The sequence below is a fragment of the Streptomyces fragilis genome (assembly GCF_003112515.1).
GTDB classification, from domain to species: domain Bacteria; phylum Actinomycetota; class Actinomycetes; order Streptomycetales; family Streptomycetaceae; genus Streptomyces; species Streptomyces fragilis.
This window is the reverse complement of the sequence record NZ_BEVZ01000002.1, coordinates 198,495-215,479: the sequence shown is the minus strand read 5'-3', so window position 1 is coordinate 215,479 and position 16,985 is coordinate 198,495. Positions and strand designations below refer to the sequence as shown.

Sequence of the window (16,985 nt, the reverse complement as noted above, 5' to 3'; positions counted from 1 at the left end):
AGATCATTGGGGGGACCGGGTGGGGCCCTCGGAAAAACGCCACGGACGGCCGGACGGCCTCACAGCACCGGAGGTGCAGGATGCCGGTTGCCGCTGGAGTTCCGCTCGAGCGCCGCTGAAGCGCGGCGCCGGGGCGGCCGGGCCGCTGTCGCGGGCCCGGTGGTGGGGGTGCGAGGCGGCCTCGGCCGCGGTCAGCACCGGGGTCACGCACGCCTCGGTCGGCTCGAACAGCCGCGTCCAGTGGTCACGGTCGTGGCCGGCGAAGCGGCGGGCGAACTCCTGTCGCAGAGCAGGCCAGTTGGCGGGGTCGTCGCGGTCGGGCAGGACCTGGGCGTCGAGGCCGAGCCCGTGCAGGAGCGCCGCGTAGAAGCGTTCCTCCAGGGCCCCGACGGCGACGTGGCCGCCGTCCGCGCAGGCGTAGCAGGTGTAGAACGGGGCGCCGCCGTCCAGGAGGTTCGCGCCCCGCTCGTCGCGCCACTGCCCGGCGGTCCGCATCGCGGTGAGCATGCCGAGCATCGCGCCGACCCCGTCCACGATCGCCGCGTCGACGACCTGACCGGCGCCGGTGGCCGCCCTCCCGTACAGGGCGGCGAGCACCCCGGCGACCAGGAACATCGAGCCGCCGCCGAAGTCGCCCAGCAGGTTGAGCGGGACGACGGGCGGACCGCCCGCCTCCCCGATCGCGTGCAACGCCCCTGTCAGCGCGAGGTAGTTGATGTCGTGTCCGGGGGTGCGGGCGAGCGGCCCGTCCTGGCCCCAGCCCGTCATGCGGGCGTAGACCAGCGACGGGTTGCGCGCGAGGCACACCTCGGGCCCGATGCCGAGCCTCTCCGCGACGCCGGGGCGGAAGCCCTCGACGAGCACGTCGGCGTCGTCCACCAGGCGCAGCAGCCGCGCCACGTCGTCCGCGTCCTTGAGGTCGAGCGCGACGCGCCGCTGCCGGCCCCGGTCGAGTTCCCGGTGCCACCGCTCGAACGACCGCACGCCGTCGGCCCGCTCCACGCGGAGCACCTCGGCGCCCAGGTCCGCGAGGATCATGCAGGCGAACGGGACCGGGCCGATGGCCGACAGTTCGACCACCCGCAGCCCGCTCAGCGGGCCCGTCGCGAAGGTCGCGCCCTGCGTCGTTGCGATACCCATCCGGCAAGGCTGCGGCCCGTCGCCGGAGCCCTCCTCGGGGCCCTCTGGAGCCCTCGCGTCCCGGCTCCACCTGCGCCCGAGCGGCCCTTGGCAGCGTGTCGTGGGAACGCACGTCCGTCCGGTTCCGCACGAGGACCCACCCAGCAGGAAGGACCCACTGTGACCACCAGTGCCACGGAGCGGGGCGCCGCCGAGGCGGAGGCCGCCACTTTTCCGTACAAGCGGCAGTGCCCGTTCACTCCGCCCGCGGAGTACAAGGAGATCGTCGAGAAGGACGTCTCCCAGGTCACGCTGACCGGATCCGGGCTGCGGATCTGGACGGTCGCCGGCTACGAGACCATCCGGACGCTGCTCACCGACCCGCGGGTGAGCGCCTCCCGCAAGCACGACAACTTCCCGTTCTACTTCGTCGCCCCGCCGGAGTACCGCACCGAGACGTCGTTCATCGGCTACGACGGCCAGGCGCACAGCTCCACCCGCCGCAAGGCGGCCCTGACGTTCACCAGCCGGCAGGTGCGGCGGCTGCGCCCGCGCATCGAGGAGATCGTCGACGACCACCTCGACAAGCTGCTGGCGATGACGCCCGTGGTCGACTTCCACCACGCCTTCTCGCTGCCGGTGCCGATGACGGTCATCTGCGAGCTGCTGGGCATCCCGCAGGACCGGCACGACTTCTTCATCAAGCACGGCACCGCCCTGCTCGGCGGGCACAGCTCCACCGAGGAGCGGCAGGCCGCCATCGTCGAGGTGAACGCCTACATCAGCGAGCTGATCCAGCTGAAGAAGCGCGAACCCGGCGAGGACCTGCTGAGCCGCGCGATGGCCGACTACGAGGCCTCGGGCGAGGAGTACACCGACCGCGACCTGTTCAACATGGTGCGGCTGCTGATGAACGGCGGTCACGAGACCACCGCGAGCCAGATCTCGCTGGGCACCGCCTGCCTGCTGGAGAACCCCGACCAGCTGGCGCTGCTGCTGGCCGACCCGTCGCTGGTCAAGCCGGCCGTCGAGGAGCTGGTGCGGTTCGCGACCATCGGCGACACCGCGGTGCCGCGGGTGGCGCTGGAGGACATCGAGATCGGCGGCCAGGTCATCCGCAAGGGCGACGGCATCCTGTGCCTGGGCCTGGCGGCCAACCGGGACCCGGAGGTCTTCCCGGACCCGGAGAAGCTGGACATCACCCGCGGCACGCGCAAGCACCTCGGTTTCGGCCACGGCGTGCACCACTGCATCGGCGCGGACCTCGCCCGCCTGGAGCTGGAGATCGTCTGGAGCAAGCTCTTCCAGCGCATCCCGACGCTGCAGCTCGCCAAGCCCTTCCTGGAGATCCCGCGGAAGGAGGGGGCCGTGATCTACGGGCTGTGGGAGCTGCCCGTCAAGTGGTGACGCCGGCCGGGGCCGCCGGGGTGGCGGGCGTGCCGCCGGCACGCTCGACCGGTGCTCCAGCCGCCGTCCGTAGCGTGTCGCCGAAGCCCGGGGCCCCGGCGATCCAGCAGCCCTCAGCGACCCGGGAGCCCCCGGCAGCCCAGGAGGAAGCCGCATGAGCACCGCACCGACGCCCTTCCGCGTCGACGTCCCCGAGCGTGACCTCGACGACCTGCGCGAGCGGCTGGCCCGCACCCGGTGGCCCGACGAGGAGACCGTGGACGACTGGTCGCAGGGCGTGCCCCTGGCCTACCTGCGGGAGCTGGCCGCCCACTGGCAGGACGGCTACGACTGGCGGGCCACCGAGGCCCGGCTCAACGCCCTGCCGCAGTTCCGCACCGAGATCGACGGCCTGGGCATCCACTACCTGCACGTCCGCTCCCGCCACGAGGGCGCCCGGCCGCTGCTGCTGAGCCACGGCTGGCCCGGCAACGTCACCGAGTTCCTCGACGTCATCGGCCCGTTGACCGACCCCGAGGACCCGGCCGATGCCTTCCACGTGGTCTGCCCGTCGCTGCCCGGCTTCGGCTTCAGCGACGCCCCGCGCTCGCCGGGCTGGACCGTGGAGCGCACCGCCGCCGCCTGGGCGGAGCTGATGCGCAGGCTCGGCTACGACCGGTACGCGGCCCACGGCACCGACTGGGGCTCGTTCCTCACCGCGATCCTGGGCGAGAAGGACACCGGGCAGCTGACCGGCATCCACATCTCGATGCCGTTCGCCAGGCCGCCCCAGGAGCAGGTCGAACTGGACGCGCGCGACCTGGCCGGCCTGGCCGCGCTGAAGGAGTTCCAGGCGAACGAGGGGGCCTACTCGGTGCTCCAGGCCACCCGGCCGCAGACCCTGGGTTACGGCCTGTCCGACTCGCCGGCCGGCCAGCTGGCCTGGATGGTCGAGAAGTACTGGGCCTGGAGCGACCACGACGGCGACGTCGAGAAGGTCATCCCGCGCGACCGGCTGCTGGACGCGGTGACCCTGACCTGGCTGACCGGCACGGCCACCTCGTCCGCCCGGATCTACTGGGAGAGCCACAACAAGATGGCGCTGGGCCCGGTCGGCGTGCCCACGGCCTGCTCGCTGTTCCCGAAGGACGGCCGGATGCCCCGCGCCTGGTGCGAGCACCGCTTCACCGACCTGCGCCGCTGGACCGACCACGAGCGCGGCGGCCACTTCCCCGCGCTGGAGCAGCCTGGCCTGCTCGTCGGCGAACTGCGCTCCTTCCTGGCCCCGTTGACCTGACGGCCGGACCCGCCCGAGATCCCCATCCAGACCCGGAGGCACTGCCATGACCGCCCGATCAACCGGGGTGAGCGACGAGGAACTCCCCGTCTTCCCCTTCCCGGACACGAGTTACCGGGGTCCGGACCCGCTCTTCACGCGGCTGCGCGAGGAGCGTCCCGTGGTGCGCGTGCGCTGGAACGGCGGCGGTCACGCCTGGATCGTGACCCGCCACGCGGACGTCCGGCAGGTGCTGGACGACACCCGCTTCAGCCGGGCCGCCTCGTACGCGCCCGACGCCCCGAAGTTCAGCGGCCTCTTCCAGGCCCCGCCCGGGATGATCGTCTCCCTCGACCCGCCGGACCACACCCGGCTGCGCGTCCTGGCCGAGCAGGCGTTCTCGCCGGCCCGGATCGAGGGCATGCGGCCGCGGGTGCGCGAGATGGCCGGCAGGCTGCTCGACGCCCTGGAGAAGGAGCCGGACGGCACGCCGGTCGACCTGGTGGAGGGGTTCGCCGCGCCGCTGGCCATGGGCGTGATCTGCGAGCTGCTCGGCGTGCCGGAGGAGGACCGGGGCCAGTTCCTGGTCTGGGTGCGGCAGTTCGCCGACGTCTCCGGGCCGGAGGAGCTGGCCGTGGAGGGCCGCGAGAAGCTCGGCGCGTACATCGCCGGGCTGGTGGGCGGCAAGCAGGCGGCGCCCGCCGACGACGTGTTGTCGGCGCTGATCACCGCGCGGAACGGCGAGGACCGCCTCGACTTCGGCGAGCTCGTCGGCCTGGGCTACACCCTGCTGGGCGGCGGCTTCGACTCGGCCGCGGGCCAGATCTCCAACTTCGCCCTCACCCTGCTCGACCGCCACCAGGACCTGTGGCGCCGGCTCGGGGAGCACCCCGAGGAGGTGCCCGCCGCGGTGGAGGAGCTGCTGCGCACGGTCAACCTGACGGGCAACGACACCTCGGGCATGCCCCGGATCGCCACCGAGGACGTGGAGATCGGCGGGGCGACGATCCCCGCGGGTGACGCCGTCTTCCTCTCCTTCGCCTCGGCCAACCGTGACGCGGCGGTCTTCGCCGACCCCGAGACGGTGGACTTCGGCCGGGCCGACAACCCGCACCTGGCCTTCGGCCACGGCATCCACCACTGCCTGGGCGCGCCGCTGGCCCGGGTGGAGCTGGCCGTCGCGCTGGAGGAGCTGACCCGCCGCTTCCCCGACGCGCGCCTGGCCGTGCCGGAGGGCGAGCTGCTGTGGCGGGCCGGCGACGTCAACCACAACCTGGTCAGCCTCCCCGTTCACCTCAGAAGGAGCACCGCATGAGCACCGTCGAGCTGCCCGCCGTCAGCAGGGAGGTCCGCCTGGCGGCCTATCCCGAGGGCGACGTCACCCTGGACCACTTCGCGTTCGGCGAGAGCGAGCTGTCGGCTCCCGGGCCCGGTGAGGTCGTCGTGCGCAACGACTGGATGACGCTGGGGTCGGTGGCGCGCGACCAGATGAACCCCGCCACCAAGCTGCCCATCCCGATCTTCCAGCCGGGTGTGGCGATGTGGGGCCGCACCGTCGGCACGGTCGTCGCCTCCAACAGCGACCTGCTGGCCGTCGGCGACCTGGTCGAGCACTTCCTGGGCTGGCGCGAGTACGCCACCGGTGACGCCCACGGGTTCTTCAAGCGCGACCGCGCGCTGCTGCCGGGGCCCGAGTACTACCTGTCGCAGGGGCCGACCGCCTGGCACGGCATGGTCGGCACGGCCGGCGTCGGCGAGGGCGACACGGTGTTCGTCTCGGGCGCCACCAACGGCGTCGGCGCGCTGGCCGGCCAGATCGCGAAGCTGCGGGGCGCCAAGCGGGTCATCGGCTCCACCGGCTCCAAGGAGAAGATCGACTTCCTGGTGGACGAGCTGGGCTTCGACGCCGCGTTCGACTACCACGAGGGTCCGGTGGCCGAGCAGCTCGCCGAGCTGGCGCCCGACGGCCTGGACGTGGTCTTCGACAACGTGGGCGGCGAGCAGTTCGAGGCGGCGGTGCAGGTGGCGGCCCGCGGCGCCCGGTTCGCGCTGTGCGGAGCGCTGGCCGGGCAGCACGGGGGCGACGGCGGGAGTCCGCGGCTGCCGCTGATGCAGGCCATCACCAAGGACCTGACGCTGCGCGGCTTCGCCACGCTGCACACCCCCGACCAGATCGAGGAGTGGAACGCGCGGTTCGGCCCGTGGCTCGCCGAGGGCCGCATCGTCTTCCCCCACACTGTCGTCGAGGGCGGCACGGCCGCCCTGCCGGAGGCGTTCCTCGGCCTGCTGGAACGCCGGTACAGCGGCACGGTGCTGGTGCGCATGAGCTGAGCGGTGATCGCGGTACGACGGTGGCGTCCCGGGCACGGCCCGGGACGCCACCGTGCTGTCATGAGTGGACCCGAGGAAGGAACATCTTGTCGTGACGACCGGAGACATGCGGGTGCTGGACCGGCGGGACCTCAACCGGGCGCTGCTGGCCCGGCAGTTGCTGCTGGAGCGGTCGACGCTGCCGGCGGCCGGGGCGGTCGCGCACCTGGTGGGCATGCAGGCCCAGGCGCCGAACCCGCCCTACGTCGGCCTGTGGACCCGGCTGGCCGGCTTCGCCGTGGAGGACCTGGCGTCGCTCGTCAGGAGCCGTGAGGTGGTGCGGCTGGTGCTGATGCGCGGCACGATCCACCTGGTCACGGCCGACGACTGCGTCGCGCTGCGGCCGGTCCTGGCGGGTGCGCTGCGGCAGGGGCTCAAGGGCACCTTCGGGCGCAAGCTCGAGGGGCTGGACCTGGAGAAGGTGGCGGCGCTCGGGCGTGAGCTGGTCGAGCGGGAGCCGCTGACCCTCGGCGGCCTGGGCGAGCGGCTCGCCGACCGGTGGCCGGAGCGGGACCCGTTCGCCCTGGCCAACGCCGTGCGCAACCTGGTGCCGCTGGTGCAGGTGCCGCCGCGGGGGCTGTGGGGCGAGAGCGGCCAGGCCGCGCACACCACCGCCGAGGCGTGGCTGGGCCGGCCCCTCGCCGGGCAGGACGCCCCGGACACGATGATCGAGCGCTACCTCGCCGCGTTCGGGCCGGCCTCGGTCAAGGACATGCAGGTGTGGTCCGGCATGACCCGGCTCGCCGAGGCGGTGAAGCGGCTGCGGCCGCGGCTGGCGGTGTTCCGCGACGAGAGCGGCCGGGAGCTGTTCGACCTGCCCGGGGCGCCCCGCCCCGGCGGCCGGGCGCCCGCCCCGGTGCGTTTCCTGCCGGACTTCGACAACATCCTGCTCTCGCACGCCGACCGTTCACGGATCCTCACCGAGGAGCAGCGGGCGCGGGTCTTCACCCGCAACGGGCTGATCCGGCCGACGTTCCTGGTCGACGGCTTCGTGGCGGGCATGTGGCGCCTGGAGCAGACGCGCGGCGCCGCCGCCCTGGTGCTGGAGCCGTTCGGCCCGCTGCGGGAGGCCGACCGCGAGGCGCTGACGGAGGAGGGCGGCCGGCTGCTCGCGTTCGCCGCGGGCCCCGCGGCCTCGCGCGAGGTCCGCTTCGCCTGACTCCGGGCGCCGGCACGGCGCACGCGGAGGGGGAGGGACCGGTGCCGGTCCCTCCCCCTCCGCGTGTTCCCGTCAGGCCCGTGCCTGCGGCCGTCAGGGCCGTGCCCAGGCCGTCAGGCCCGTGCCGCGGCCGTCAGGCGGTCCACTGCGGCGTCTCGAGGATCTCCAGGACGACGGTGGTCCACACGTAGCCGGCGCCGGCCGCCTGCAGCACCACCAGGTCGCCGGGCTTCACCTCGCCGCGCTCCACCACCCGGTTGAGGCCGAGGACCGGGTCCGCGGTGCCGACCATGCCGGTCGACAGGCCCCACTCGTGGGTGGTGCGCTCCCGGTCGACGCCGAGCAGCCCGTACAGGCCGTGGGTCACGATGGACAGCGCCAGGTTCTGGTGCAGGAAGAACCGGACGTCGGCGAGCTCCACCTCGGCGTCGTGCAGCGCCTGCTTCAGGGAGAGCTGGACACTGGCCGAGATCTTCTCGATCGCGTCGTCGAAGTCCATGTCCTCGGCGAGCAGGTAGTCCGACTTGCGCTCGCTGACGCCGACCGGCGCGCCGCCGGTGAACGGGGCGTCGGTCCAGCTCGCGCCGCTGCGGCCCATCGGCTCCAGCGAGGGGTCGGCGTGCGAGTAGGTGGCCAGCACCCGGGCGAAGCCGCGGCGGCCGGACAGGACCAGCGCCGCGGCGCCGTCCCCGTCGACGTTCTGCTCGTCGGAGCCCCAGCGGTCGATGTACGGCATCCGGAAGGCGTCGCCGCCGGTGACGAGGGCGGCCGTGACGTCCGGGCGGGCGGTCACGTAGGAGGCGGCCACCTCGAAGCCGGCCAGCATGCCGTTGCAGCCCTGCTTGATCTCGAACGCCGGGCCGGTGCCGCCGACCGTCTCGCGCTGCACGAAGCTCGCGGGCGTCCAGAAGTCGAGGCCCTGGTGGCCGATGTAGCTGTGCAGGACCAGGCCGAACTCGTCGTGCTCGTGGCCCGAGCGGGCGACCGCGCGGCGGCCCGCCTCGGCCGCCATGGTGGGGCCGGTCTCGTGCGGGGCCGCCACGTGGACGGAGCGGAAGCCGTTGAGGGACCGCTTCTTCTCGGTGTACCGGCCGTCGGCGATCGCCTCCTCGGCGGTCTCGATCCGCTCCGGCAGGTAGCCGCCCACACCGGCGACGTACAGGTCTCTCCAGCGCATGTCGGTCTCTCCTTCAGGCCGCGTGGAGGTACGCGGCGAGCGTGGCGGGGGTGGGCGCCTGGTAGACGCGGCGCACCGGGATGCGGATGCCGAACGCCTCCTGGACGCGGCGGGTCAGCTTCGACGCCAGGAGCGAGTGGCCGCCCAGGTCGAAGAAGCTGTCGTCGGCCTCCACCTGCGGCAGTCCGAGCACCTCGCCGAACAGCAGCCGCAGTTCGTTCTCCCATTCCGTGTCGGTCACCGGGACCTCCGTCGTCTCGTGCGTGCGGGTGGGCTGCCGGCCGGTCGCCGGGGGCGGGGTGTGCGTCATGCCGCCGCCTCCCGCTCCAGCCGGTTGTGCAGTTCCTCGTCGTACAGGTCGTCGACGGACATGCCGCCGGCGGCGACCGCGAAGTAGCGCTCGGTCAGGTCCTGCGAGTGCTGGATGCTGCGGAGCATCGCGAGGCGGTCGGGGGTGACCTCGAGGCGGCTGACGAACAGGGTGTTGCGGTAGCCCTCGAACAGGTCGTCCTGCAGCCGCTCCCCGTAGCTCCGCAGCCCCTTCTCCAGCTGCTCGGGGTGGTCGAGCACCCCGGAGACGGAGTCGGCCAGCAGGTCGGCCTGCAGGAACGCGTCGCTGATGCCGCGCGCGGTGATCGAGTCCTTGTGGTGGGCGGCGTCGCCGACCAGGGCCCAGCCGGGACCGCTCGGGGTGCGGAAGAAGTTCTGCTGGTCGCCGGTGCCGCGCAGCCGCTCGACGCGCTCGCCGCCGTCCATGGCGCGCTCGTACAGGTCGGGGGCGGTGGTGCGGATGTTCTCCAGGTAGTTCTCCAGCGCGTTGCCGCGCACCTGGTCGAACTCGGCCTGCGGGAAGTAGGCGGCGATCAGCGTGGCGTCGTCGTTGGTGGGGATCGCGCCGATCCAGCGGCCGGGCCGCTCGTACAGCTCGAATCCCGACGGGACGCCCTGCCAGTAGGTGTAGTAGATGCAGGACATCAGCGGGTCCTGCACGGTGAACGGGGCGCCGACGGCGCGGGCGACGGCCGAGCGCATGCCGTCGGCGCCGACCACCAGGCGGGCCCGCTCCTCGACCGGGGAGCCGTCCGCCGCGCGGCACTTGACGCCCACGACCCGGTCCCCGTCGAAGACGAGCCCGGACACCGAGCAGCCGTCGCGGAACTCGGCGCCGGCGGCGACCGCGGCGTCGACCAGGATCTGGTCCAGCAGGTGGCGGCGCGGCGCGTAGGCGGCCGACTGCCCGTCGTGCGGCACGGTGCCGCCGTCCAGCCGGACGTCGTCGCCGACCTGGTAGACGGTGCGCTCCAGCGCCGGGCATCCGGTGGCGCGGACGGCGTCCAGGACTCCCCAGCGGGCGAGCCGGGCGATGCCGGGCTGGTGGATGTAGTGCGTGGACAGGGTGTCGCTGGGGAACCGCGCCCGGTCGACGAGCAGCACGCGATGGCCCGCCCGCGCCAGGAGCAGGGCGGAGGCGGCTCCCGCCACACGAGCCCCCACCACGATGACGTCGTACATTCCGGCCTCCAAGTCACGGAAGTGACCCCGCGGCACGGCGGCGGGCAGGGCGGGTTCGCCGCCCTGCCCACCGGGGTGGGGGGCCCATCTCAGGGCACCGTCGCAGCCTCGTCTCGAGCCCCGCTCGACAGCGCGCCGCGCGGCCGGGCGGGGGCCGGGGGTCAGCTCCGGGCGGTGAACGCGTCCAGGTGCTCGCGCGCCCAGCTCTCGAAGGTGCGGCCGGGCCGGCCGGTGACCGGTGCGACGTCGTGCACCTCGGCGGGGCGGCCGACGGCGGCCTCCCACTGGTCGAGCAGCGAGGTGAGGACCGGGGCGGGCATGAACCGTCCCATCTCCTCCTCGGCCTCCTCGCGGGTCAGCTCGTGCACCGGGATCTCGCGCCCCAGCAGGGCGCCGAGCACGGCCAGTTGCTCCCGGAAGGTGATCGACCGGGGTCCGGACAGGGTGATGGTGCGCCCGGCGGACGAGGCGTCACCGAGCGCGGCGACGGCGGCGTCCGCGATGTCGTCCTCGTGCACGGGCGCCGTGTGAGCGTCCGCGAACGGGATCCGCACCGGCTGCCCGGCGGCGATCGCGTGGCTCCAGCCGAGGGCGTTGCTCGCGAACGCTCCGGGGCGCAGCACGGTGCCGGGCACCGCGGACGCGGCGAGGGCGTCCTCGACGGCGGCGTGGTGCGCGGCCAGCGGATCGGTCGCGGCGGCCGGGCCGGAGACGGTGGAGGAGGACAGCAGGACGACGTGCCGGACCCCCGCGCGGGCGGCGGCCTCGAACAACTCCTTCGCTCCGTCGGGTTCGGCGTACAGGAAGGCGCCGTCCACGCCGCGCAGCGCGGCGTCGAAGGTGGCGGGGCGGGTGAGGTCCAGTTCGGCGACCTCCACGCCGCGCGGGACGGACAGGTCGCCGGGTACGCGCCCGGAGGCGCGCAGAGGGTGCCCGGCGGCGTGCAGGCGGTCGAGGACACGGCGTCCGACGTTGCCGCGTGCGCCGGTTACGAGGATGGTCACGAAAGTACTCCCGTCGAGTGCGGTACCGGTCCAGATCGGTGGGGGGCCCGCCGTACGACCCGGCCGGGGCCCGGCGGCGCGCCCTCGTGGGGCTGCCGGAGACCTCGTGGGACGGCCGGCGGACCAAGCGGAGCCGGCGCTTCAGCCAACCGCTCCCCGCTCGCGCATGCCTGGACCCGCTCGAAAGGACGTGCGGATTCCACCGGCAGTCGAGCGGCCGGGCGGACCCTGCCGGACCGGGACCTCGAAAGGAGTCAGCCGATGACATCGGTAGTCGCGGCGTTTCGCCGACGGGTGGCACAGGCCCCCGCCACCGTGGCGGTCTCCGCCGGTGACGACCGGCTCAGCTACGCCGGCCTCGACCGCTGGGCCCGCGCGGTGGCCGCCCTGCTCACGGACGCCGGCACCGGGCCGGGCGACCGGGTCGCGGTGTGCCTGGAGCGCTCCCCGGAGCTGGTCGCGGCGCTGCTCGGCGTGCTCGACGCCGGCGCCGCGTTCGTCCCCGTCGGCCTGACCGACCCCGCGGGCCGCGTCGCCGAGGTGCTCTCCGACGCCGAGGTGCGGGCCGTGCTGTGCGAGCCGGACGACGCGGACCGCTTCGCCCCGTACGGCGTGCCGGTGCTGCACGTGCCGCCCCGGCCGGCCGGCGAGCCGGACGTCCCCGCACCGGCGGTGGACTCCCCGGCGCGCGCCGACGGCCTGGCGTACCTGATGTACACCTCGGGCTCCACCGGCCGCCCCAAGGCGGTGATGGTCGAGCACCGCAACATCGTCAACCTGGTGACCGACCCCAACTACGTGACGCTCGGCCCGTCGGACCGCGTCCTGCAGCTGGCGCCCGTCGCCTTCGACGCCGCCACCTTCGAGATCTGGGGCGCCCTGCTGAACGGCGCCCGGCTGGTGCTGGCGCCCGCGCAGCAGGTCCAGGCGGAGGAGCTGGGCACGCTGCTGCGGGACGAGGGCGTGACCGTGCTGTGGCTGACCGCGGCCCTCTTCCACCGGCAGGTCGAGGTGGACGTCAAGGCGTTCGCGGGCCTGCGCACGGTCCTCGCGGGCGGCGACGTGCTGTCCGTCCCGCACATCGACGAGCTGCGCCGGGCGGTGCCTGACTGCGGGATCGTCAACGGGTACGGGCCCACCGAGACCACCACCTTCGCCGTGTGCCACCGCATCGGCGCGGACGAGGACCTGGGCCGCGCCGTCCCGATCGGCACCCCGGTGCAGAACGTCGACGTCCGCATCGTCGGGGACGACGGCCGCCCCGTGCCGGACGGGACGCCGGGCGAGCTGTGGATCGGCGGGGCCGGGGTGTCCCGCGGCTACTGGCGGCGCCCGGACCTGACGGAGCGGGCGTTCGTCACCGCGCCCTGGGACCCGGCGGCCGGCCGCTTCTACCGCAGCGGCGACCTCGCCCGGCGCCGCCCGGACGGCGTCGTGGAGTTCCTGGGCCGCGACGACGACCAGTTCAAGCTGCGCGGCTTCCGCATCGAGCCCGGCGAGCTGGAGAGCACCCTGGCCGCCCACCCGCAGGTGCGGTGCGCGGCCGTCGCCCTGCGCGACAGCCACCTGGGCGACCGGCGCCTGGTGGCGTGGCTGGTGCCGGAGGAGGCCGGCCTGGACCGGCGGGCGCTGCGCTCCTACCTGCGCGACCGGGTCCCCGAGCACATGATTCCGGCGGCCTTCGTCGCCGTGGACGCCCTGCCGGTCACCGGCAACGGAAAGACCGACCGCAAGGCGCTGCCCACCCCCGACTGGACGTCGAGGTCCATCTACATCTGAGTCCGCCTACACCGGAGTCCGCCGCGGCCGCGCGCCGCGCGGGCGGAGCGGAAAGGACGCAACACATGACCGAGCAGCCGTTCACCCACAAGTACGCCGTGGTCACCGGCGGCGCCACCGGCATCGGCCTGGCCACCGCGCTGGACCTCGCCGAGCAGGGCGCCGCCAAGGTGGTGATCACCGGCCGGCGCGCCGACCGGCTGGCCGAGGCGGCGGCGCTGCACCCGGCGCTGGTCCCGGTGCGGGCCGACGTGAGCACCGAGGAGGGCGCCGACGCCGTCGCCGCGGCGGTCGGGGAGCTGGGCGGCGTCCTCGACGTCCTGGTCCACAACGCGGGCGTGCACACCATCGGCGCGGTCGGGGAGATCGACCCGGCGACCGCCCGCGAACTGTTCGACATCAACGTCGTCGGCGCGATCGTGCTGACCAACCGGCTGCTGCCCAGCCTGCGTTCGCCGGGCGGCTCCATCGTCTTCGTCACCAGCCCGGCGGGCCACAACCCGACGCCGATGGCCTCGGTGTACGCCGCGAGCAAGGCGGCGGTGGACACCTTCACCCGCTCCTGGGCGCTGGAGCTGGCCCCGCGCGGCATCCGGGTCAACGCGGTCGCCCCGGGCTGGGTGCGCACCGAGGTCTACGAGCGCAGCGGCATGACCTCCGAGCAGGTGGACGACCTGTTCGCGCAGGCCGCCAAGGGCGTGCCGCTGGGCGTGACGGGCGTCCCCGAGGACGTCTCGCAGTGGATCACGCTGCTGTCGGAGCCCAGCAGCGCCTGGGTGACCGGCCAGATCCTGACCATGGACGGCGGCGCCGACCTGGTGCGCGCCCGCCAGGTCTGAACCTCGTCCCCTCCCCCACCGACGAAAGGACGCACACCGATGCCGCAGACGACGGAAGGCCACGAGGCCCCGGCGGGCCCGGTGCTCTCCCCCGAGGCCCTGTTCCACACCGGTCTGGTCGTGGAGGACCTGGACCTGGCGATGAAGACGCTCGGCGCCGCGGCCGGCTACCACTTCACCACCGTGATGGAGCTGGAGGTGACGGCCCGCACCGCGGACGGGGGGCTGCAGCACGCCTCCCAGCGCTTCGCGCTCACCCTGGAGGAGCCCCGGCTGGAGCTGGTCGAGGAGATCCCGGGCACGGTCTGGGTGTCCGACGGCAGCAACGGCGCCCACCACGTCGGCTACTGGGCCGACAGCGGCCGCATCGCGGAGATGTCCCGCGAGCTCGCCGCGCAGGGCTTCGCGGTGGAGGCGTCCAACGACGCGGAGGCCGACGGCGCCCTCATGTGGGTCTACCACCGGGGCCTGGGCGGCGTGCGGATCGAGCTGCTCAACACGCTCATGAAGCCGTCCATGGACGCCTGGATCGCCGGCGCGGACCCCGCCGCGGTCGCCCAGGACGCCCCCGGCGCCTGACCCGCTCCCGGACACCGCGCTCGACACGAGGAAGCCCCCGCCGGTCCGGCGGGGGCTTCCTCGTCGTGCGGGCCGGGCGCCTACGGCTTCAGGAGGACCGGCAGGGTGTGCAGGGCGTGGTTGATGCCGCCCAGGTGCCAGGGGACCTCGCTCTCGGGCACCGCGAGCTCCAGGTCGGGGAAGCGGCGCACCAGTCCGTCGATCGCTATCTCCAGCTCGATGCGGGTGAGCTGCTTGCCCAGGCACAGGTGCATGCCGTGGCCGAAGGACAGGTGCGGGTTGTGCTCGCGGGCCAGGTCCATGCGGTCCGGGTCGGCGAAGACGGCGGCGTCCCGGTTGGCCGCGGAGATGGCGACGACCACCGCGTCGCCCTTGGCGATGCGCACCCCGCCGAGCTCCAGGTCCTCCGCCGCGATCCGCGGGTTGCCGGCCGAGTCGGTGGAGAACAGGTTGACGTGGCGCAGGAGTTCCTCGACCGCCCGCGGAATGCGGGTGCGGTCCTCGGCCAGCCACCGCCACTGGTCGCGGTGGTGGGCGATCAGCGCGAGCACCGAGCTGGCGAGCTGGTTGGCCGTGGTGTCGAAGCCGGCGCCGATGAGGGTGAAGGCGAAGGTCACCAGCTCCTGCTCGCTCAGCCGGTCCCCGCTGTCCCTGGCCCGCACCAGGTCGGACAGCAGGTCCTGGGTCGGGTGGGCCCGCTTCTCCGCGACGACCTCGGTCATGTACTCGTAGAGCTTGGCCATGCCGTTGACCGAGTCGGAGTTCTCGCTCTGGTCGTCGACGGTGACGAAGTCCCGGGCGTTGTCGGCGAACAGCCGCAGCACCCGCATGGGGACGCCCAGCAGTTCGCCGATGACGGTCAGCGGCATCGGCACGGTGAACCGCTCGACCAGGTCGACGGTGCCCGTCTCGCCGGCCAGGCCGTCGAGGAGGCCGTCGGCGATCCGCCGGATGCCGGGCCGCATCGCCTCGATGCGGCGGGCGGTGAACGCCCCGGCGGCCAGCCGGCGGAGCCGGGCGTGCTCGGCGCCGTCCATCGAGATGATCATGTCGGGGGACGAGGTCATCGCCCCGCCGATCCTCGGCGCCCCCGGCTTCACGGTCTCGGCGCGGCTCAGCCGGGGGTCGGCGAGGGCTTGTCTGGCCTCCTCGTACGCGGTCACCAGCCAGGCGTCCACACCGCCTTCGGTGTGCACCCGCACGACCGGCCCCTGCTCGCGCAGCCGCGCGTACTGCGGAGCGGGGCAGCGGTAGGACGAGCCGGCGAGGGGGAACGTAGGGGTCTCCTGGACCTCATCGGTCACGTTCAAGACAGCACCTCCACAGGTGGCACGGTTGTGCGGCGCCGGTTCAGGCGGCGTCGGCGGGGACGTCCGGGCGCGGGGTGCGGCCCGGGCAGGAGGAACGCGGGGGCGGCAGCACGCCGTCCACCAGGTAGGCGTGGACGACGTCGTCCACGTGCGGGTTGCCGCCGAGCACGTAGACCTCGTGCTCCCCGGAGTCCTCGACGGTCAGCAGGTGGTGGCCGAGGAGTCCGGCCATGGCGACGCCGCCGTCGTAGTGGTCCATCGGGTCGCCGTCGGCCTGGACGACCAGCCCGGTGGGGTAGCCGTCGCGGGTGAGGACGGTCGGCTCCTCGGGGGCCTCGAAGCGGCGGAAGGCGCCCACCCACGGCGAGGCGCGCAGCACGCCGTACCCGTACGGGAACCGCTTCCGGAACTCCCGCATGTCCTGGTAGAAGACCTCCAGGTCACTGGGCCAGGCGTGCTCGAGGGTGATGGCCTCCAGGACGCCGACGCGCAGGTCGCCCTCGCTGTCGGCGGGCCGCCAGGTGCCCTGCTCGGCGAGGAGTTCCCGGCAGGTGTCGACGTCGCCCTCTGCGGCGGCCCGGCGGACCTCGCCGGTCAGCGCGCCGAGGGTGGCCCACTGCCCGCGGTCGGCGGCCCGGTTGCCGACGGCGCCGTCGAAGAGGGTGCGCAGCCGCACGCCGTCCTCGGGGAGCCGCTCGAGGGCCGCGACGGACTCCTCGACGGTGCCGAGGACCCGCTCCGGCGAGTCCCCGAGTCCGAACGCGCCGTCGCGTTCGCCCGCCCAGGCCGCCCACAGGTCGACGTTGCGCTGCACGGCGTCGCCCTGCTGGAGGAACTGCTCGCGCCAGGTCCAGTCGGGGCCGACGCAGGAGTCCAGCACCAGCCGGTCCAGCGCCGCGGGGAAGAGGCTGCCGTAGACGGCGCCGACGTAGGCGCCGTACGCGTAGCCGACGAAGTTGATCTTCTCCTCGCCCAGCACCGCGCGGATCACGTCCATGTCGCGGGCCGTGTTGCGGGTGCTGATGTGCGGGCGCAGGTCGCCGCCGGCGCGGGCGCAGGCCTCCTCGCGCAGCCGCATGTCCTCGGCGATCGCCTCGAAGACCTCGTCCGGCGGCCGGGAGTCGAAGGGCACCTTGGGCACGGTGACCTCGGCGTACAGGTTGGTCGACGCGCCGGTGCCGCGCGGGTCGAAGCCGACGAGGTCGTACACCTCGGCGAGGGGGGTGGCGGCGTAGGCGTCGGGCAGGTCCCTGCCGCGTCCCCAGTCGCCGCCGGGTCCGCCGTTGACCCCCAGCAGGATGCCGCGCCTGCGGGCCGGGTCGGTGGCCCGGCGGCGGGAGAGGGCGAGGGTGATCCGCTCGCCCTCCGGTGCGGCGTAGTCGCGGGGGACCTCGATCGTCGCGTGCTCGACGTGGTCCGTTCCGGGTGCGGGCGACCAGTCGGGCCGCTGAGTGTGGTACCAGCTCACCACCGCA

Annotated in this window: 15 protein-coding genes; 8 read left to right on the top strand and 7 right to left on the bottom strand. The window is 73.9% G+C overall.

Features of this window, described 5'->3' with window-relative positions; all coding sequences use genetic code 11:
• Positions 1-3: 3 nt before the first annotated feature.
• A complete protein-coding gene (locus Sfr03f_RS03015; protein WP_108952124.1) occupies positions 4-1,140 on the bottom strand; it encodes a CaiB/BaiF CoA transferase family protein in 1,137 nt (378 codons plus the stop codon).
• Between the two features lie 159 nt (positions 1,141-1,299).
• Here Sfr03f_RS03015 and Sfr03f_RS03010 point away from each other — a divergent pair, with 159 nt between their 5' ends.
• The 5 genes from Sfr03f_RS03010 (at position 1,300) to Sfr03f_RS02990 (ending at position 7,310) form a co-directional block, all read left to right on the top strand.
• On the top strand, positions 1,300-2,526 hold the full coding sequence (locus Sfr03f_RS03010; protein ID WP_108952123.1) for a cytochrome P450: 1,227 nt from the start codon (positions 1,300-1,302) through the stop codon (positions 2,524-2,526).
• A gap of 154 nt (positions 2,527-2,680) precedes the next feature.
• Positions 2,681-3,802, top strand: a complete 1,122-nt coding sequence (locus Sfr03f_RS03005) for an epoxide hydrolase family protein (RefSeq protein ID WP_108952122.1) — start codon at positions 2,681-2,683, stop codon at positions 3,800-3,802.
• A 46-nt stretch (positions 3,803-3,848) separates the two neighbouring features.
• Positions 3,849-5,096, top strand: coding sequence for a cytochrome P450 (locus Sfr03f_RS03000; protein ID WP_108952121.1), 1,248 nt, complete (start codon positions 3,849-3,851; stop codon positions 5,094-5,096).
• Positions 5,093-6,112: an MDR family NADP-dependent oxidoreductase gene (locus Sfr03f_RS02995; protein ID WP_108952120.1), complete on the top strand. Its 1,020-nt coding sequence runs from the start codon at positions 5,093-5,095 to the stop codon at positions 6,110-6,112. The genes Sfr03f_RS03000 and Sfr03f_RS02995 overlap by 4 nt, the downstream gene beginning before the upstream one ends.
• Before the next feature lie 91 nt (positions 6,113-6,203).
• Positions 6,204-7,310, top strand: coding sequence for a winged helix DNA-binding domain-containing protein (locus Sfr03f_RS02990; RefSeq protein WP_245967370.1), 1,107 nt, complete (start codon positions 6,204-6,206; stop codon positions 7,308-7,310).
• A gap of 133 nt (positions 7,311-7,443) precedes the next feature.
• Here Sfr03f_RS02990 and Sfr03f_RS02985 read toward each other — a convergent pair whose 3' ends face one another.
• The 4 genes from Sfr03f_RS02985 to Sfr03f_RS02970 form a co-directional block, all read right to left on the bottom strand.
• Positions 7,444-8,487 (bottom strand): ketoacyl-ACP synthase III family protein, encoded by a 1,044-nt coding sequence (locus Sfr03f_RS02985; protein WP_108952118.1) that lies wholly within the window; start codon positions 8,485-8,487, stop codon positions 7,444-7,446.
• A 13-nt stretch (positions 8,488-8,500) separates the two neighbouring features.
• Positions 8,501-8,797, bottom strand: coding sequence for an acyl carrier protein (locus Sfr03f_RS02980; RefSeq protein WP_108952117.1), 297 nt, complete (start codon positions 8,795-8,797; stop codon positions 8,501-8,503).
• Positions 8,794-9,999, bottom strand: coding sequence for an NAD(P)/FAD-dependent oxidoreductase (locus tag Sfr03f_RS02975; RefSeq protein ID WP_108952116.1), 1,206 nt, complete (start codon positions 9,997-9,999; stop codon positions 8,794-8,796). The genes Sfr03f_RS02980 and Sfr03f_RS02975 overlap by 4 nt, the downstream gene beginning before the upstream one ends.
• A 161-nt stretch (positions 10,000-10,160) precedes the next feature.
• A complete protein-coding gene (locus Sfr03f_RS02970) occupies positions 10,161-11,003 on the bottom strand; it encodes an SDR family oxidoreductase (RefSeq protein WP_108952115.1) in 843 nt (280 codons plus the stop codon).
• Between the two features lie 261 nt (positions 11,004-11,264).
• Here Sfr03f_RS02970 and Sfr03f_RS02965 point away from each other — a divergent pair, with 261 nt between their 5' ends.
• From Sfr03f_RS02965 to Sfr03f_RS02955, 3 genes are all read left to right on the top strand, one after another.
• Entirely contained in the window at positions 11,265-12,782 is a 1,518-nt protein-coding gene (locus tag Sfr03f_RS02965; protein WP_108952114.1) for an amino acid adenylation domain-containing protein, read from the top strand.
• A gap of 65 nt (positions 12,783-12,847) precedes the next feature.
• Entirely contained in the window at positions 12,848-13,621 is a 774-nt protein-coding gene (locus tag Sfr03f_RS02960) for an SDR family NAD(P)-dependent oxidoreductase (protein WP_108952113.1), read from the top strand.
• Between the two features lie 39 nt (positions 13,622-13,660).
• The gene (locus tag Sfr03f_RS02955) at positions 13,661-14,200 is read left to right on the top strand and encodes a VOC family protein (protein ID WP_108952112.1); all 540 of its coding nucleotides are present in this window, start codon (positions 13,661-13,663) and stop codon (positions 14,198-14,200) included.
• Positions 14,201-14,280: 80 nt separating this feature from the next.
• Here the strand turns inward: Sfr03f_RS02955 and Sfr03f_RS02950 are convergent, their stop codons facing one another.
• Entirely contained in the window at positions 14,281-15,504 is a 1,224-nt protein-coding gene (locus Sfr03f_RS02950; protein WP_245967487.1) for a cytochrome P450, read from the bottom strand.
• Between the two features lie 46 nt (positions 15,505-15,550).
• On the bottom strand, positions 15,551-16,978 hold the full coding sequence (locus Sfr03f_RS02945) for an alpha/beta fold hydrolase (protein ID WP_245967369.1): 1,428 nt from the start codon (positions 16,976-16,978) through the stop codon (positions 15,551-15,553).
• Between the last annotated feature and the right edge of the window lie 7 nt (positions 16,979-16,985).

What these genes read in the sequence shown, in the direction of transcription:
- Sfr03f_RS03015 (WP_108952124.1), bottom strand. Translation starts at nt 1,140, where the DNA reads ATGGGTATCGCAACGACGCAGGGCGCGACCTTCGCGACGGGCCCGCTG.
- Sfr03f_RS03005 (WP_108952122.1), top strand. Translation starts at nt 2,681, where the DNA reads ATGAGCACCGCACCGACGCCCTTCCGCGTCGACGTCCCCGAGCGTGAC.
- Sfr03f_RS03000 (WP_108952121.1), top strand. Translation starts at nt 3,849, where the DNA reads ATGACCGCCCGATCAACCGGGGTGAGCGACGAGGAACTCCCCGTCTTC.
- Sfr03f_RS02995 (WP_108952120.1), top strand. Translation starts at nt 5,093, where the DNA reads ATGAGCACCGTCGAGCTGCCCGCCGTCAGCAGGGAGGTCCGCCTGGCG.
- Sfr03f_RS02985 (WP_108952118.1), bottom strand. Translation starts at nt 8,487, where the DNA reads ATGCGCTGGAGAGACCTGTACGTCGCCGGTGTGGGCGGCTACCTGCCG.
- Sfr03f_RS02980 (WP_108952117.1), bottom strand. Translation starts at nt 8,797, where the DNA reads ATGACGCACACCCCGCCCCCGGCGACCGGCCGGCAGCCCACCCGCACG.
- Sfr03f_RS02975 (WP_108952116.1), bottom strand. Translation starts at nt 9,999, where the DNA reads ATGTACGACGTCATCGTGGTGGGGGCTCGTGTGGCGGGAGCCGCCTCC.
- Sfr03f_RS02965 (WP_108952114.1), top strand. Translation starts at nt 11,265, where the DNA reads ATGACATCGGTAGTCGCGGCGTTTCGCCGACGGGTGGCACAGGCCCCC.
- Sfr03f_RS02960 (WP_108952113.1), top strand. Translation starts at nt 12,848, where the DNA reads ATGACCGAGCAGCCGTTCACCCACAAGTACGCCGTGGTCACCGGCGGC.
- Sfr03f_RS02955 (WP_108952112.1), top strand. Translation starts at nt 13,661, where the DNA reads ATGCCGCAGACGACGGAAGGCCACGAGGCCCCGGCGGGCCCGGTGCTC.